This is a genomic window from Amycolatopsis sp. NPDC059027 (assembly GCF_042739735.1).
Classification (GTDB): Bacteria; Actinomycetota; Actinomycetes; order Mycobacteriales; family Pseudonocardiaceae; genus Amycolatopsis.
In genome coordinates this window covers 2,934-17,935 of record NZ_JBHYIK010000073.1, presented here as the reverse complement: position 1 = coordinate 17,935, position 15,002 = coordinate 2,934, and the positions used below count along the sequence as shown (strand labels likewise).

The following is a 15,002-nucleotide window of genomic DNA, read 5'->3' as shown; positions in this document are numbered from 1 at the left end:
GCGTGTCAGGTCATCCGGCGATGTCCAAAATGCTCCGTTCGGGCCTACGGACCAGCACACTCCGAAGCAGCACCGGCACAATGGGGCCCCGCCGAACCGAGCCGAGGAGTGCCGTGCCCGAGAAGCTGACCGTCGACCTCCACCCGTTCTTCCGCAACGACCGGGACCTCGACGCCACGGTCCGCCGCACGATCTTCCGCGCGGCGAAGGAGCGGGTGCCGGTCGTCGAGTTCATCCCCGGCAAGGGGTCGGGCAAGCTCAAGAAACGCGTGCTGGCCATGCTCAACCAGCCGCACCTCAAGAAGCTCTACCGCAGCGTGGAAGCCGACGCGACCAACGAGGGCCGTGTCCTGGTGAGGTTCTGAGCAGCGGTCAGGCGGTGAGCCGCCGCTTCTCCTGACGCAGCCAGCCGTCGATCCACCAGCCGAGTTCGACCAGCACGATCCCCACCGCGGCGCAGGCCAGCCCGGACAGCGTGTACCCGACGTTGCCCGGATCCAGCAGGAAGATCTTCCGGCTCAGCGGCAACAGGAACATCAGCGCCGAGATCCCGACCATCGCGACGATCAGGCCGAGCCGCCACCAGGTGTAGGGCCGGGCGATGATCGCCAGTACCCACAGCGCGATGGCCATCAACGTGATCAGCGCGGTGGTGCTGGCCTGGACCTGCGCGGTCTCCCCCGCGTTCGCTCCCGGATGCACGAGCAGATAGGACACGAACGAGGACACCGCGATCACGACCCCGGCGGGTACGGCCATCCGCATCACCCTGCCGACGAACCCACCGCGGGCGCGATCGTTGTTGGGCGCCAGCGAGAGCACGAACGCGGGCAGGCCGATGGTGAACCAGCCGACGATGGTGACGTGCCGGGGCAGGAACGGGTACGGCAGCGCGTCGAAGCCGATCAGGCCGGGGATCCCGACCATCAGGGCGAGCAGCACCGAGTAGACGGTCTTGGTGAGGAACAGGTTGGCGACGCGCTCGATGTTGCCGATCACCCGCCTGCCCTCCCCCACGACGTGCGGGAGCGTGGCGAAGGCGTTGTCCAGCAGGACGATCTGGCCCACCGACCGGGTGGCCGGGCTGCCCGCGCCCATCGCCACGCCGATGTCGGAGTCCTTGAGCGCGAGGACGTCGTTCACGCCGTCGCCGGTCATCGCGACGGTGTGCCCGCGCGACTGCAGCGCCTTGACCATGGCCCGTTTCTGGGCCGGGGTGACACGGCCGAAGACCGCTCCCTGCTCGACGATGTCGGCCAGTTTTTCGGGATCCTCCGGCAGCGTGCGAGCGTCGACCGGGGCGTCGGCGCCGGGCAGGTCCAGCGAGCGGGCCACCGCGCCGACCGAGACGGCGTTGTCGCCGGAGATCACCTTCACCGCAACACCCTGTGCGGCGAAGTAGTCCAACGTCGCCCTGGCGTCGCCGCGGATCTTCTGTTCCAGCACCACCAGCGCGACGGGCGTGACCGAACCGGGCGCGCCCTCGGCGTCGACCGGCTGCTCGACACGCGCGAGCAGCAGGACACGCAGGCCCTGTGCGCCGGTCTCCTCGGCCTCGGCCCGCTCGGCCGCGTCCGCGGGCAGGAGCACGTCGGGCGCGCCGAGCACCCAGTTGCCGTGCTCGCCGAAGCTCGCCCCGCTCCACTTCCGCGCCGAGGAGAACGGCGCGACGGCGGTGTGCTGCCAGCCGGGGTTGTCCGGGTAGGCCTCCGCGATGGCCTGCAGGCTCGCGTTGGGACGGGTGTCGGCCGCCGCGAGCGCGGCGAGCACGACGCCGGGCTCGGTGCCGCCGTTACCCAGCGGCCGCACCTCGGTCAGCCGCATGGCGTTCTCGGTCAGTGTGCCGGTCTTGTCCGCGCACACGACGTCGACCCTGGCCAGGCCCTCGATCGCGGGCAGCTCGTTGACCAGGCACTGCCGCCTGCCCAGCCGGACGACGCCGACCGCGAAGGCGATCGAGGTCAGCAGGATCAGCCCCTCGGGCACCATCGGGACGAGCGCCGCGACCATGCCGCGCAACGCGTCCGGCAGCGCCTGGTCGCCGGAGAGCTGGTTGTAGATCGACAACGCGCCCGCCGGGACCAGCAGGTAGGTGATGACCTTCAGGATCGTGTTGATGCCGTTGCGCAGCTCGGAGTTCACCAGCGTGAAGCGCCCGGCCTCTTCGGCCAGCTTCGCCGCGTACGCCTCCTTACCGACCTTCGTGGCGCGGTACGCCCCGCTGCCGGCCACCACGAAACTGCCCGACATCACCGGGTCGCCGGGGTTCTTGACGATCGGGTCGGATTCGCCGGTGAGCAGCGATTCGTCGACCTCCAGCGCCTCGGCCGCGAGGGCCTCGCCGTCCACCACGATCTGGTCGCCGGGACCGATCTCGATGACGTCGTCGGCGACGACCTCGTTCGGCGCCACCTCGGCGGTCTTCCCGTCGCGGCGCACCCGCGGCCGGACCTGGCCGACGATGGCGAGCTTGTCCAAGGTGCGCTTCGCGCGGAGTTCCTGGATGATGCCGATGACGCTGTTGGCCACGATCAGCCCGGCGAACAGGCCGTCCAGCAGGTACCCGGTCGAGAAGATGATCACCGCGAGCACCGCGAAGATCGCGTTGATCCGGGTGAACACGTTGGACCGCACCACGTCCCACGTGCTGCGGCTGGCCCGTGCCGGAACGTCGTTGGTCCGCCCGTTGGCGACTCGCTCGGCCACCTCGGCCGCGGTCAGTCCCCGCTCGACGTCCTGGATCAGCAGCCGTTCATCCCCTGACATGATCCCGACTTTACGCACATTCCGGGCAACACCGCCCCCCGAGGTCGGCTCCCGGCTCACCCGGCCACGTAAGCGGGCGACAGCTGGGCCAGATGGTCGGCCAGCATCCGCTGGGAAAGCCGCGCGACCTGGCCGAGCAGGGCGGGTGATCCGCCGGTGAGCAGGCCGAGGCCGCCGAGCAGCACCAGCATCCGGTCGGTCTCGTGCCGCGGGTCCACAGTGGACGGCAGTTCACCGGCGGCGACGGCGTCGGCGAAGACCTGGGTCAGCCACCCGGTCAACGCGCCGTACCCCGCCCCGCCGCCCTCCTTCGCGGTCAACTCGTGCGCGGCGCGGTCGCCCCAGAAGGCGAGCCAGACCGTCCACGTCCGGAGCCGGGCCTCGTCGAGCGGGAGCAGTGCCTCGACGCCGCGGCGCACCGCCTCCAGCCCGGTCGCGTCGCTCACCGCGGCCAGCACCTGCTCGGTGGCCAGCCTGTTGTTGTAGCGCAGGACCGAGGACATCAGCTCGGCCTTGTCCTCGAAGTAGTGGGTGACCGAGCCGGTCGAAACACCGGCCTCGGCCGCGATCGCGCGCACGGTCGTCGCTTCGACGCCGTGCCGGGCGACCAGCCGCCACGCCCCGGCGGTGAGCCGGCGGCGGCATTCGGGGTCTCGGGTCCTGCGTGCCACCCCCGCAGTCTACTTACGTAACGAATGTTGCGTAACCAGCGTTGCGTAACGCTCGTTCTTACTGCACAGTAGGTAGCTGACCGAAGGCAAGGGGGCCTCATGACGGCAGCCGGACGCGGGCGATCGGGATCGGTGGCCGAGGTCGGGGTGCTGTTCGGATTCGCCGCCGACACCGCGGTCGCGGGCTGGCGGACCCTGTCCCGGCGCCGGTTCGCCTGGCGCGAGGCGCTGGAGCAGATGTGGTTCCTGGCCGGGGTCACCGCGGTCCCGGCGATCCTGGTGATGATCCCGTTCGGCGTGGTGGTGGCCGCGCAGGTCGGCGCGCTGACCGGGCAGATCGGCGCGCAGAGCTACAGCGGCGCGGTCGTCGGCCTGCTCGTCGTCGGCCAGGCCGCTCCCCTGGTCTGCGCCCTGATGATCGCCGGGGTCGGCGGTTCGGCGATGTGCGCGGACCTCGGCGCCCGCACGATCCGCGAGGAGACCGACGCGCTGGAGGTCATGGGCCTGCCGGTGCTGGAGCGGCTGGTGCTGCCGCGGATCGTCGCGGCGGTGGTCGTCACGATGCTGATGGACAGCCTCGTGATGGCCGTCGGGATCACCGCGAGCTTCCTGTTCCAGGTCGTGGTGCAGGGGGTGCCCGCCGGGAGTTTCCTCGGCACCCTCACCGATTTCGCCCATCTGTCGGACTTCCTGGTCTCGCAGCTCAAGTCGGCGGTGTTCGCGTTGCTCGCCGCGTCCGTCGCCTGTTTCAAGGGCATCACCGCGAAGGGCGGCCCCGACGGCGTCGGCAACGCGGTCAACGAAGCCGTCGTGCTGGCGTTCCTGCTCGTGTTCTTCGCGAACGTCGGGATCGGCGAGTTGTACGCGCTCGCCGTGCCGCCGGACGGAGGTTTCTGATGGCCGTCCCCGTCATCGGCTCGCTCACCCAGCGCCTCCGTCCCCGGCTGCGCCGGAGCCTGCGCGGCTTCGCCGAAGCCGGGGCGCAGTTCACTTTCTACCTCCGGGTCATCACCGACATCCCGTACGCGCTGGTGAAGCACTGGCGGCACATCCTGCGGCTGATCGCGCAGATCAGTTTCGGCTCGGCCACACTGCTCGCCGGGGGCGGGAGCATCGGCGTGGTCTTCGCGATGAGCTTCGTGACCGGGTCCCAGATCGGGCTGGAGGGCTTCCGCGGCCTGGATCTCGTCGGGCTTTCACCACTGTCCGGGGCGATGTCGGGACTGGTGAACACCCGCGAACTGGCTCCCGTGGTGGCCGGGATCGCGCTGGCCGCCAAGGTCGGCACCGGGTTCACCGCGCAGCTCGGCGCGATGCGGATCGCCGAGGAGATCGACGCGCTCGACGCGATGTCCATCCGCTCGCTGCGGTTCCTGGTGACCACGCGGATGATCGCCGCCTTCTTCGCGGTCATCCCGCTCTACCTGGTCGGGCTGTTCGGCTCGTACGTGGCGACCCGGCTCATCGTGGTGACCGCGAACGGCCAGTCCGGCGGGACCTACGACTACTACTTCCACCTCGTCCTGCCGCCGCAGGACATCGTGCTCTCGCTGGTCAAAGCCCTCGTCCTGGCGATGATCGTGACGATGGTCCACTGCTACTACGGCTACACCGCCACCGGCGGACCGGAAGGCGTCGGCAAGGCGGCGGGGCGGGCGCTGCGCACCAGCATCGTGCTGATCATGATCGCGGACATCCTGGTGACGTTCGCGCTCTGGGGTGTCTATCCGGAGCTGCCCGGGATGGGGGTGGCTCGATGAGCCGCCACACCACGTTGGTACTGCGCGGAGTCCTGGCGTTCGCCGCGAGTGTCGCGCTGATCGTCACGGTCGTCGCGTACGGCAGCGGCGCGCTGAGCGGCGACCCGGAGCTGACCTCCGACATCCCGCCGCAGAGCGTCGGCGTCGCCGAACGGTCCACTGTGGAGTATCGCGGGGTCGTTGTCGGCACCGTCGAATCCGTGCACAGCGACGCGCGGCGCACGCGGCTCGGCCTGCGCATGGCACCGGAGCAGCTGACGAACATCCCCGCCGGGGTGCGCAGCCGGGTGCTGCCGCGGACGCTGTTCGGCGACCAGTACGTCGACCTCGTCCCGCCCGCACAATCGACCGGCGCGCGCCTGGACGTGTCCACGCCGATCCCCGCGGACACCTCCGGCGAGACCATCGAGCTGTACACGGCGTACAAACGCCTTTTCGACGTCCTGACCAAGGTCCGGCCCGCCAAGATCGACGCCGCGCTGTCCGCGGTGAGCAAGGCGCTTTCCGGACACGGCGAGCGGCTCGGCCGGATGATCGACCAGGTCCACGACCTCACCGACAGCGCACCGGCGCTACTGACCACGTTCGGCGACACGCTCGGCTTCCTCGCCGACCTCTCGGGCCAGCTCACCGCCGTCGCGCCGCAGGGCGTGCAAGCGCTCAAGGACGCCACCGCGCTGAGCCAGGATCTGGTGAACCGGCGCGGTCAGCTCGAAGCCCTGCTCAGCGGCGGACTGACGCTGTCCGACCAGGCCAGGCAAATCCTCGGCGACAACAAGGACCGGCTCATCCACCTCGTCGGCAACGGCGGCCGGATCCTCGATGTCACGGCGGACAACGCGAACGGGCTCAGCGGCCTCTACGACAGCTTCGGCACACTCCTCAATGGACTGCAGGGGACACTGCGCACCGGGCGGCTGCCGGTGAACCTCGACGTCACCCTCGACCGGAACACCCCCTACACCGGCGCCGAGTGCCCGCGCTACGGCTCGCTCACCGGCCCGAACTGTGTTGCCGCCCCGAAGGCCGCTCCCCCGCCCGAGCCGCCCACGTTCGGCGGGACGTCCGGGCCGGTCGGCAGCGCGCAGGAAGCCGCCGCGCTGGAGAAGTTCGCGAGCCGCCTCCCCGGCGCGCCCGAGCTGCCCGATCTGCGCCAGAGCATCCGCCAGGGCGTGCTTTCCCTGCTGGCGGGCCCGATCCTGCGAGGCAGCGAGGTGAAGCTGCCGTGAGGACGTTCCGTGCGGTGTTCCCGCCCCTGGTCAAGTTCGGTGTGTTCGCCGCGCTCTGCCTGCTGTGCACCGCGCTCGTGGCCAACACGCTGCACCGGCCGTTCGGCAGGCCCACGACCGGGTTCACCGCGGTGTTCGCCGACGCGCTCGGTGTCAAGCCTGGCAGCGAAGTGCGTGTCGCCGGTGTCCGTGTCGGCAAGGTGAACGCCGTCAGCCTGCGCGACGGCACGGCTTCGGTGTCGTTCGAAGTGACCGACGACCAGAAACTCCCCGCGGACACCACCGCCGTGATCCGGTACGCCGACCTTCTCGGCGCACGTTACGTCGCCCTCTCGCCGGGCGGCGGTGCCGTCGGCCCGCTCGCGCCGGGAGCGACGATCCCGTTGTCCCGCACCAAACCCGCCCTCGATCTCACCGTGCTGTTCAACGGGTTCAAGCCGATCTTCGAGGTGCTGCGCCCGGACGACGTCAACCAGCTGGCGAAGGAGATCGTCGCGGTGTTCCAGGGCGAGGGCCCGACGATCAACGCGCTGCTGTCCAAAGTGGTCTCGCTGACTACCACATTTTCCGGGCAGGACAAGCTGATCGGCGAGGTGCTGGCGAATCTCCGGCCGGTGCTGGACAGCGTGATCGGGCACGCGCAGGACTTCAAGGACCTCATCGCCGGGCTCGGCGTGCTGGCCGACGGGCTGGCCGGGAACCGGCAGCTCATCATGGACGCCCTCGACAGCGGAACGCGGCTCGCGGGCACCGTCGCCGACCTCGTGCGCCAGGTTCAGCCGTCGGTGAACCACGACCTTTCGGCACTGAACGAAGTCGCACACGGCTTGGTACGGAACGAAAAGCCGATCACCGAAGCGTTGAAGGACCTGCCGAACCTGCTCGGCAAGGTCGACGCCATGCACAGCTACGGCAGCTGGACGAACGTCTACTTCTGCACCCTCGGCATCAAGATCGGCGGGCTCACGGTCGACCTCGGCGCCGGACCGCATTCGGAGGTGTGCCGATGAGGCGGCCGTTCCGCGAACGCGACCCGCTCAAGCTCGCGCTGGCCGGGACGCTCGTGCTCGCGCTGCTGGCCGCGCTCGCGATCGGCCTGCCGCAGGTCGTGTTCTACACCCGCACCACCGATTACACCGCCGAACTCGCCAACGCCGCCGGGCTCCGGCCGGACGACCAGGTCTTCGTCGCCGGCGTCCCGGCCGGGCGGGTCCGCGCGATCACCCTCGCCGGTGACCGGGTGCGCGTGGCCTTCCGGCTCGACGGCGGGCAGCCGCTCGGCGAGGCCACCACCGCCGGGGTCAAGATCCAGACCATCCTCGGAAAGCGGTATCTCGACGTCCATCCCGGCGGCACCGGGCGGCTCGCGGGTGGCGGCACGATCCCGCTCGCCAGGACGTCGGTGCCGTATTCGCTCGACGATCTCGGCCGCAACGCGGCGAGCGCCACCCAGCAGCTCGACCTCGCCGGGCTGCGCCGGATGATCACCACGTTGCAGGACAACGCCCCCGACGCGAAGCTGGCGGCCCAGGCACTGCAAGGCGTCGGGACCGCGACCGCCGTGTTCGACAAGTACCGCGAACAACTGCAGGCGCTGCTCAAGGGGGCCCAGCAGGTGACCGGGAGCCTGGTGAGCCAGCAGGACAGCCTCGTCAAGCTGCTCGGCGACACCGATCTGGTCACCAGCGCGCTCGTGCAGCGCAAGAACACCCTGAACACGCTCATCGCCGAGGTGGCGGACATCGCCGCCCGCATCAGGTCCATTGTGGACACCAACCGGCCGCTGATCGGCCCGATGCTGCAACGGCTCGACACCGTCGTGAGTGGACTGACCGCGCACCGGGCCGAACTCGACCGTGTGGTCACGATGCTCGCCCCCACCGGGCGCTACCTCGCCAACGCGAGCGGCAACGGTCCCTGGCTCGACGTCACCGGCCCGGCGGGCCCGCTCCCCGACAACCTGCTGTGCCTGGCCGGACTCGTGAAGGGATGCCGATGACCACCCGTCTCGTGGCCCTGCTGTGCGTCGCCGGTCTGCTGGTGGCCGGGGCGATCCTGTACCTGCGGCCCGAGCCGAAGACCACCGTGGTCGCCGAATTCGCGCAGGCCGAGGGCATCCATCCCGGCAGCAAGACCGCCATCCTCGGCGTGCCGATCGGCGAGGTGACCGCCGTCGACCCGCACGGCACCGGGGTGCGCGTCACCCTCTCCCTGCCCGCCGGGACGAAGGTTCCCGCCGCAGCGCAGGCGTGGGTCTTCTCGCCGGCGGTGATCAGCGACCAGTACGTCGAGCTGACCCCGGCCTACACCGGCGGCGAAACGCTCCCCGACGGCGGCGTCATCCCGCTCGGGCGCAGCCACGCACCGGTGAAATGGGACGACCTGATGAACTCGCTGAACCGGCTGCTCGCCACGTTCGCGCCGGGGGACGGGAAGTCCGGCGCCCCGATCGGCGAGCTGCTGGACTCGGCGGCGAAGCTGCTGAGCGGGCACGGCAAGGACTTCCGCGGCGCCGTCACCGGCGTGAGCCAGGCCAGCGGGTTCCTCGCCGGGCAGCTTCCCGACGTCGAGGCCCTGCTGACCACGCTCGGCACCCTTGTCTCCACTTTGGACAAGAACAAGGCCACAGTGGACCGGGTGACCGGCTCGGTCCGCGTCGCCGCCGACGAGTTCGGCAAGCAGCAGGGAACCATCACCGGCACGATCCAGAACCTGTCGGTGGTGCTCGACGACGTCGCGAAACTGCTGAAGGAGCACGGAACCACGCTCACCAAGGACGTCTCCCAGCTCGGGACCGTCGCCGGGGACATCGCGAAACGGCAGGGAGAACTGGCGGAAATCCTCGACACGCTGCCGTTGGCGGGCCAGAACCTGAGCAAGGCGATCTCGCCCGACGACCGGCTGCGCGTCCGGCTGGACGTGTCCACCAACCTCAGCCAGTTCGCGGCGGGACGGCAGCTGTGCGAGAAGTTCCCGATCCCGCTGTGCTCGGGCGCCGGGCTGATCAACCCGATCGCCTTCCCGCCTTCCGTGCCCGATCCGCTCGGCCTGCCCGCGCCCGCGCCGGGAGGTAAGTGATGCGCCGTCTCCAGGCCGGGCTCGGCTTCGCGCTGACCGCGACGCTCCTGGCGGGCTGCGGGGTCAGCCTGCAGAACCTCGACGTCGGCCGGGACGTCGACGGGCCGTCGTACGAGCTGACCGCCGTGTTCGGCGACGTGTCCGGGCTGCCGATCGGCGGGCAGGTGAAGCTCGGGCCGACGGCGGTCGGCCGGGTCGTGTCCGCGAGGTCGGAGAACTTCCAGGCCCACGTGGTGCTGCGGCTCCGCGACGACGTCCGGTTGCCGAAAGGCACCCGTGCCGAGCTGAAGCTGAGCACCGCGCTGGGCGATCAGTACGTCGACCTTCAGCCGCCGCCGAAACCCGGGCCGGACATCCTGGCCGCGGGCGCAGTCATCCCCGTCGCCGACACCGCGCGCGGCCCGGACATCGAGAACACCCTCGCGGTGCTCGGCACCGTGCTGAACAACAGCGGACTCGACCAGGCACGCACGATCATCACCGAGCTGAACACGATCCTCGGCGGGCGCGAGGACAAGATCCGCGACCTGCTGGCCAGGTCCACCACGATCCTGACCACTTTGGACAATCGCACCGCGGACTTCAAGCGCACGCTGGACTCGCTGAACCGGCTCAGCAAGGTGGCTTCGGACAACAAGGAACTCCTGGACACCGCGTTCGCCCGCATCACACCCGCGGTGAACCTGCTGCGCAGCCAGCAGGACTCGCTGACCGCGATGCTGGCGAGCCTGCCACCGCTCGCGAAGTCCGCCGACGAAACCCTCGGGCGGACCAAGGACACGCTCGGCGGCATCGCGCGCGACCTCGGACCGGTCCTCGACCGGCTCAGCGGGTTCAGCGGCAGTCTCGGTGCCACGCTGGGCACGCTCAAATCCGTGACCGCCTTGGCGGGCAAGGCGATCCCCGGCGACTACCTCGACCTGAACCTCACCCTCGACGTGCCCAAATCGCTGATCTCGCTGTTCAGCCCGATCGTCAGCGCGCCTCCGCCGGACGGCGCCCCGGCCATCCCGCTGCCCGGCGGTCTCGGGCAGCTGCTGCTGGGAGGAACGCGATGAGGACGCGTTTCAGCCGTCGCCTTCCCCTGGTGCAGTTGCTGGTGTTCGTGGCGATCGGCGCCTTCTGCACGATCTACCTCGCCGTCACCGCGGTCGGCCCTGCCGAGTTCCGCGCCGCCACCCACGTCACCGTCGAACTCCCCGACGCGGGCGGCATCTCCCCTGGCGCACCGGTCACCTATCACGGTGTACGTGCCGGGTCTGTCGATGCGGTGCGGCTGCGAGCCGACGGGCAGGGCGTCGACGCGGTCCTCAGCGTGGACGGGGCGTTGAAGATCCCGGCGAGCGCCGAAGTCGTCATCGCGCAGGACACCGCCGTCGCACTCAAGCACCTCGATCTGCGGCCCGGCACCGATTCCCCACCCTACCTCACCGACGGCTCGACCATCCATTCCGGACAGACGTCCGCGCCGGTGCCGCTGCAGACGGTGCTGGTGAACCTCATGAAGGTGACCGACAGCGTCAACCTCGACGACGTGTCCACGATCGCCGACGAACTGTCCGCCGGGCTCGACGGCACCGCGCCGCAGCTGGAGAACCTGACCGGCAAGGGCAGCGAGATCATCGAGGCACTGAACCGCATGCGGCCGTCCGTCACGACGTTGCTGGGCGACGCCAAGGACTTCCTCGGCGAGGGCACCTCGGCGCGGCTGCCGAAACTGGTCGACTCACTGAGCCGGATGACACGGGAGCTGCGCGATCTCGAACCCCAGGCCGCTCCGCTGCTCGACAAGGCACCCGGACTCGTCGAGCAGGTCATCCCGCTGGTGCAGGCCAACGCGCCGGGACTGCCGGTCCTGCTGGCGAATCTGGTGTCCGCTTCGGACGTGATCGCGGTCCGCACCCCCGCGCTGGCAGGCATGCTCACCGACGTCCCGAAGGGACTCGGCGATCTCGCCAAGGCGGGCCGGGGCGATCACGCCGCGATGACGCTCGTGCTGGCACAGGGCGGAATCTGCTACTACCCCGCCGAACGACGCCCCCCGACCGACACCACACCACGCGATCCCGCGCTCGACTTCCACTGCACCGGCGGGCAGACCGGCGGCCTCGGCGTCCGTGGCGCCGCGAACGCTCCCCGTCCGCCCGGCACGCCCGCGCCGGTGGCCGCTCCCGGGAGTCCGCCGCGGGAACCACCGCCCGGCACGGCTTCCTGGCCCTCGCTGTATCTGCAAGGAGCACGCTGATGAAGAGTTCGACGAAGACGATCAAACGCCGCGTGACCGTGGCGGGTACGAAGACGCCGCCCCGCCCTGTTCCGTCACCGAAGCCACGCGAACCTGCCGACGTCGTGTCCGACGAAGCGAAGCCGGAGGACGCCGTACCCGAAGAAGCAGAGCCGGATGCTCCTGTGGTGCAAGAGGAATCCGACCACAAACCGTCCCGGCGCAAGCGGCTACACGCGGCATTGAGTCCGAAAAGGATAGTGCTCGGCGTGGTCATCGTCCTGCTCGTGGCGGCCACCGCGTTCACCGGCTGGCAGTGGTACCGGCACGGGGAACTGGAGACGGCGCGAGCCGACGCGACCACGGCCGCCGGGAAGTTCGCGCTGGATTTGACGACCTACGACTACACGAAGATCGACCAGAACTTCAAGACCGTCGCCGCGAACTCGACCCCCGGGTTTTCCCAGCAGTACCAGACGATCACGAGCAACCTGACCGGGGTGCTGACCCAGTACAAGGCGGTGTCGCAGAGCAAGCTCGTGCAGTCCGGCGTCGTCGACGCGAGCACCGGCCGCGCGGTGCTGCTGCTCGCCGTCGATCAGACGATCACCAACACCAACAGCCCCCAGCCCCGCGTCGAACGCAACCGGATGCAGCTGACGGTGCTCAAGCAGGACGGGCAGTGGCGCCTCGACGACATCAGGATGGTCTGACCCGGGTCGTCAGGCGGGCCGGGGCTTGAGCAGGTTCTCGACCAGGGTGCTCACCAGACCACGCGGAATGCCCGACCCGGTCAGTGCACAGTAGACGATCGGGCCGACCAGCGCGTCGAGCGCGGCGTCGAGGCCGAGTTCGGGCGAGATCTCGCCGTCGTCGGCCGCGCGCGCGAGCAGGTCGCGTTCCCGGTCACGGCGTGGACCGAGATAACGCTCGTGGAAGCTTTTGGCGGTCACGGGATTGTGCTGCGCCTCGGCGATGAGCGCGAGCAGGACCTTGCCCGCGGGGTCGCGGGTGAGGAATCGCGCGTAGCTCCGCAGGTAGCCGCGAATGCTTTCCGCGGTGGGCTTGTCCACCGGGACGGGGAACCGCTTTTCGCTGTCCTCGATGAGCGTGTCGAGGAGGATCTCGACCTTCGAGGGCCACCAGCGATAGATCGTCTGCTTGGCGACGCCGGCGCGACGTGCGATCGATTCGACGGTCAGCCCGCCGAAGCCGTTCTCGACGAGCAGATCGTCCGCGGCGTGCAGCACAGCCTGACGCGCGGCCTCGTCGCGCCGGTTGCCGGAACGCGTCCGGCGCGGCTGGGAGTTCACCTCGGGCATGCGGATCACCATACCCGGCGGCGGAGTCGTGACCCGGCCGTGGCGGCGTGCTACTGTCTAGACGCAACGTCTCGTCTAAACAGAGTTTCCGCACGAAGGAGCACCCGTGTCCACCACGTCCCCCCGTCAAGCTCTCGTCATCGGCGCCTCGCGAGGCCTGGGGCTCGTCCTCGTCAACGAACTCGCCCAGCGCGGCTGGCAGGTCACCGCCACCACGCGCACCAGCGGCGGCGAGCTGCAAGCGGACGCCGACGCGTCGAACGGCAGGCTGACGGTCGAATCGCTGGAGATGACCAGCGCCGGGCAGCTGGCCGCGCTGCGCGAGCGGCTGTCCGGCCACCGGTTCGACCTGCTCTTCGTCAACGGCGCGATCGACCGGGGCGACCTGCCGATCAGCGAGGTCCCGACCGACATGTTCACCGAGGTGATGATCACCAACGCGCTGAGCCCGCTGCGTGTGCTCGAGGCCCTTCGCGACCTCGTCGTGCCCAGCGGAACCGTCGCGGTCATGTCCTCGGAGCAGGGCAGCATCTCGCAGAACACCGAGGACGGCTACGAGCTGTACAAGGCCAGCAAGGCCGCGCTCAACCAGCTGATGCGCAGCTACGCCACCCGCTACGCCGGCGATGGGCAGACCAAGCTGCTCATCGACCCCGGCCACAACAAGACGCGACTCGGCGGGCCCGACGCGCCGCTGACCCCCGAGGAGAGCATCCCGGCCGTCGCCGACGTCCTCGAAGCGCAGGCAGGCGCACTCGGCCTGCAGTTCCTGGACCGCCACGGCGAGTCCGTCCCGTGGTGAGGCACCCGAGCGGGCTCACGCGTCCCAGGCGAGCGTGACCAGCTCACGTCCGGACGACCCGAGATCGGGCGGGACGTCCGGACGGTGGCCGAGGTCGAGCAGCGCCTGCCGGACCTCGTCCGAGGCCGAGAGCGGCAGGCAGAGCCGTCGCCGGGTCACCTCGACGAGTTCGGGGAACTTCGCGTGTTCCGGCTCGGGCGGGCGGCGCCAGCGGCTCACCTCGGGCTCGACGCCGAGTTCGCGCAAGGCCGCGACGCAGTCTTCGGCGGTGGGGCCTTCGGGGCGGGCGATCCCGTGGAAGTGTGTCCACAGTGGATTCAGTTCGGTGAGCGGATGCCGGGCCGCCAGCTCGGCGACCACCCGGCGGCGCGCGTGACCGGTCAACGCGGTCACGAACGGTTCGAGGTCGGGCACGTTGTAGAGGACGTTGCCGCAGACGACGACGTCGGCGATCCCGGTACGCGGCGCGACCTCGGGCCAGTGACCGGGCACCACCGTGACGGGCACCCCGAGGTCGCCGGCGTTGCGCGTGAACTCCTCCAGCAGGGCGGCATCACCGTCCACGGCGGTGATCGTGGAGACCTGGCCCGTCGCGGCCAGCGGCAGGCTCGTCGCTCCCGCGGCGGCGCCGACGTCCAGTACCGTCCCCGGTTCCGCCAGTGCCGCGAGGGCTTCCCGGTACGTCGCGCCGATCGGTGCGGCGAGCTGTTCGCGCGCACGGCGGCGGAACACCTCGCGAGGCAGTACCCAGGGCGTCTCGGCGGCCCTGGCCAGGATTTCCGGTGGGATCGCCCACTCCGCCAGTGCCGACGCCCATGCCTTGATCGCGCTCATCGCCGTCCATTTTGACCTCATCGGCGCGTAACCCACCAGATGGCGACTGTCCGTGTGCGCGTGGATTCCGCTGGTAGTATTCGATCACGATGAGGATGCGACCGGCAGCCCCGACGCGAAGCCGTGGTCTCGTGATCACGGCGGCGTTCCTGGTGCTGCTCGGCTACCTCGGGCTCCACGTCTCCCTGTGCTGCTTGAGCGAATCGGGCCCGGCGTCCGCCGTAGCCGCCGTGGCCGGTACCGAGCATCCGGGTGACTGCCACGACGAGCACGACCGGCACGCCCACGACCACACCGACGTCCTGTGCGCGCCCCC

The 15,002-nt window shown here is 70.0% G+C and carries 16 protein-coding genes; 12 read left to right on the top strand and 4 right to left on the bottom strand.

Annotated features, from left to right (window positions below):
- Positions 1 to 113 precede the first annotated feature (113 nt).
- Entirely contained in the window at positions 114 to 365 is a 252-nt protein-coding gene (locus ACFWY9_RS36420; protein ID WP_378329389.1) for a Smr/MutS family protein, read from the top strand.
- 7 nt (positions 366 to 372) lie between these two features.
- Here ACFWY9_RS36420 and ACFWY9_RS36415 read toward each other — a convergent pair whose 3' ends face one another.
- On the bottom strand, positions 373 to 2,766 hold the full coding sequence (locus tag ACFWY9_RS36415) for an HAD-IC family P-type ATPase (RefSeq protein ID WP_378341031.1): 2,394 nt from the start codon (positions 2,764 to 2,766) through the stop codon (positions 373 to 375).
- A gap of 56 nt (positions 2,767 to 2,822) precedes the next feature.
- Positions 2,823 to 3,437 (bottom strand): TetR/AcrR family transcriptional regulator, encoded by a 615-nt coding sequence (locus ACFWY9_RS36410; protein WP_378341030.1) that lies wholly within the window; start codon positions 3,435 to 3,437, stop codon positions 2,823 to 2,825.
- A 99-nt stretch (positions 3,438 to 3,536) separates the two neighbouring features.
- On the opposite strand from ACFWY9_RS36410, the gene ACFWY9_RS36405 reads away from it, so the two are divergent.
- From ACFWY9_RS36405 to ACFWY9_RS36365, 9 genes are read left to right on the top strand one after another with little or no spacing between them, the layout of a single operon-like run.
- Positions 3,537 to 4,334 carry an MlaE family ABC transporter permease gene (locus tag ACFWY9_RS36405; protein WP_378341029.1) on the top strand — a complete coding sequence of 266 codons (798 nt, stop codon included), beginning with the start codon at positions 3,537 to 3,539 and terminating at the stop codon, positions 4,332 to 4,334.
- A complete protein-coding gene (locus ACFWY9_RS36400; RefSeq protein WP_378341028.1) occupies positions 4,334 to 5,197 on the top strand; it encodes an MlaE family ABC transporter permease in 864 nt (287 codons plus the stop codon). Before ACFWY9_RS36405 ends, ACFWY9_RS36400 begins: the two co-directional genes overlap by 1 nt.
- The gene (locus ACFWY9_RS36395; protein ID WP_378341027.1) at positions 5,194 to 6,426 is read left to right on the top strand and encodes an MCE family protein; all 1,233 of its coding nucleotides are present in this window, start codon (positions 5,194 to 5,196) and stop codon (positions 6,424 to 6,426) included. Before ACFWY9_RS36400 ends, ACFWY9_RS36395 begins: the two co-directional genes overlap by 4 nt.
- Positions 6,423 to 7,436: an MCE family protein gene (locus tag ACFWY9_RS36390; protein ID WP_378341026.1), complete on the top strand. Its 1,014-nt coding sequence runs from the start codon at positions 6,423 to 6,425 to the stop codon at positions 7,434 to 7,436. The genes ACFWY9_RS36395 and ACFWY9_RS36390 overlap by 4 nt, the downstream gene beginning before the upstream one ends.
- Positions 7,433 to 8,425: an MCE family protein gene (locus tag ACFWY9_RS36385; RefSeq protein ID WP_378341025.1), complete on the top strand. Its 993-nt coding sequence runs from the start codon at positions 7,433 to 7,435 to the stop codon at positions 8,423 to 8,425. Before ACFWY9_RS36390 ends, ACFWY9_RS36385 begins: the two co-directional genes overlap by 4 nt.
- Positions 8,422 to 9,504 (top strand): MCE family protein, encoded by a 1,083-nt coding sequence (locus tag ACFWY9_RS36380; protein ID WP_378341024.1) that lies wholly within the window; start codon positions 8,422 to 8,424, stop codon positions 9,502 to 9,504. The genes ACFWY9_RS36385 and ACFWY9_RS36380 overlap by 4 nt, the downstream gene beginning before the upstream one ends.
- Positions 9,504 to 10,562 carry an MCE family protein gene (locus ACFWY9_RS36375; protein ID WP_378329398.1) on the top strand — a complete coding sequence of 353 codons (1,059 nt, stop codon included), beginning with the start codon at positions 9,504 to 9,506 and terminating at the stop codon, positions 10,560 to 10,562. The genes ACFWY9_RS36380 and ACFWY9_RS36375 overlap by 1 nt, the downstream gene beginning before the upstream one ends.
- A complete protein-coding gene (locus ACFWY9_RS36370) occupies positions 10,559 to 11,749 on the top strand; it encodes an MlaD family protein (protein WP_378329399.1) in 1,191 nt (396 codons plus the stop codon). Before ACFWY9_RS36375 ends, ACFWY9_RS36370 begins: the two co-directional genes overlap by 4 nt.
- On the top strand, positions 11,749 to 12,441 hold the full coding sequence (locus ACFWY9_RS36365) for a hypothetical protein (RefSeq protein ID WP_378341023.1): 693 nt from the start codon (positions 11,749 to 11,751) through the stop codon (positions 12,439 to 12,441). Before ACFWY9_RS36370 ends, ACFWY9_RS36365 begins: the two co-directional genes overlap by 1 nt.
- A 9-nt stretch (positions 12,442 to 12,450) precedes the next feature.
- Here the strand turns inward: ACFWY9_RS36365 and ACFWY9_RS36360 are convergent, their stop codons facing one another.
- On the bottom strand, positions 12,451 to 13,050 hold the full coding sequence (locus tag ACFWY9_RS36360; protein WP_378329401.1) for a TetR/AcrR family transcriptional regulator: 600 nt from the start codon (positions 13,048 to 13,050) through the stop codon (positions 12,451 to 12,453).
- Between the two features lie 106 nt (positions 13,051 to 13,156).
- Here ACFWY9_RS36360 and ACFWY9_RS36355 point away from each other — a divergent pair, with 106 nt between their 5' ends.
- Positions 13,157 to 13,852 carry an SDR family NAD(P)-dependent oxidoreductase gene (locus tag ACFWY9_RS36355; protein WP_378341022.1) on the top strand — a complete coding sequence of 232 codons (696 nt, stop codon included), beginning with the start codon at positions 13,157 to 13,159 and terminating at the stop codon, positions 13,850 to 13,852.
- 15 nt (positions 13,853 to 13,867) lie between these two features.
- Here ACFWY9_RS36355 and ACFWY9_RS36350 read toward each other — a convergent pair whose 3' ends face one another.
- Positions 13,868 to 14,686 (bottom strand): class I SAM-dependent methyltransferase, encoded by an 819-nt coding sequence (locus ACFWY9_RS36350; RefSeq protein ID WP_378341021.1) that lies wholly within the window; start codon positions 14,684 to 14,686, stop codon positions 13,868 to 13,870.
- A gap of 89 nt (positions 14,687 to 14,775) precedes the next feature.
- Between ACFWY9_RS36350 and ACFWY9_RS36345 the strand changes: the two genes are divergently transcribed.
- Positions 14,776 to 15,002: hypothetical protein (locus ACFWY9_RS36345; protein WP_378341020.1), on the top strand; the 227-nt coding region annotated here is incomplete at its 3' end.

Excerpts from the sequence above, each read along its gene's own strand:
- ACFWY9_RS36415 (WP_378341031.1), bottom strand. The coding sequence starts at position 2,766 with ATGTCAGGGGATGAACGGCTGCTGATCCAGGACGTCGAGCGGGGACTG.
- ACFWY9_RS36405 (WP_378341029.1), top strand. The coding sequence starts at position 3,537 with ATGACGGCAGCCGGACGCGGGCGATCGGGATCGGTGGCCGAGGTCGGG.
- ACFWY9_RS36400 (WP_378341028.1), top strand. The coding sequence starts at position 4,334 with ATGGCCGTCCCCGTCATCGGCTCGCTCACCCAGCGCCTCCGTCCCCGG.
- ACFWY9_RS36395 (WP_378341027.1), top strand. The coding sequence starts at position 5,194 with ATGAGCCGCCACACCACGTTGGTACTGCGCGGAGTCCTGGCGTTCGCC.
- ACFWY9_RS36385 (WP_378341025.1), top strand. The coding sequence starts at position 7,433 with ATGAGGCGGCCGTTCCGCGAACGCGACCCGCTCAAGCTCGCGCTGGCC.
- ACFWY9_RS36380 (WP_378341024.1), top strand. The coding sequence starts at position 8,422 with ATGACCACCCGTCTCGTGGCCCTGCTGTGCGTCGCCGGTCTGCTGGTG.
- ACFWY9_RS36375 (WP_378329398.1), top strand. The coding sequence starts at position 9,504 with ATGCGCCGTCTCCAGGCCGGGCTCGGCTTCGCGCTGACCGCGACGCTC.
- ACFWY9_RS36370 (WP_378329399.1), top strand. The coding sequence starts at position 10,559 with ATGAGGACGCGTTTCAGCCGTCGCCTTCCCCTGGTGCAGTTGCTGGTG.
- ACFWY9_RS36365 (WP_378341023.1), top strand. The coding sequence starts at position 11,749 with ATGAAGAGTTCGACGAAGACGATCAAACGCCGCGTGACCGTGGCGGGT.
- ACFWY9_RS36360 (WP_378329401.1), bottom strand. The coding sequence starts at position 13,050 with ATGCCCGAGGTGAACTCCCAGCCGCGCCGGACGCGTTCCGGCAACCGG.
- ACFWY9_RS36350 (WP_378341021.1), bottom strand. The coding sequence starts at position 14,686 with ATGAGCGCGATCAAGGCATGGGCGTCGGCACTGGCGGAGTGGGCGATC.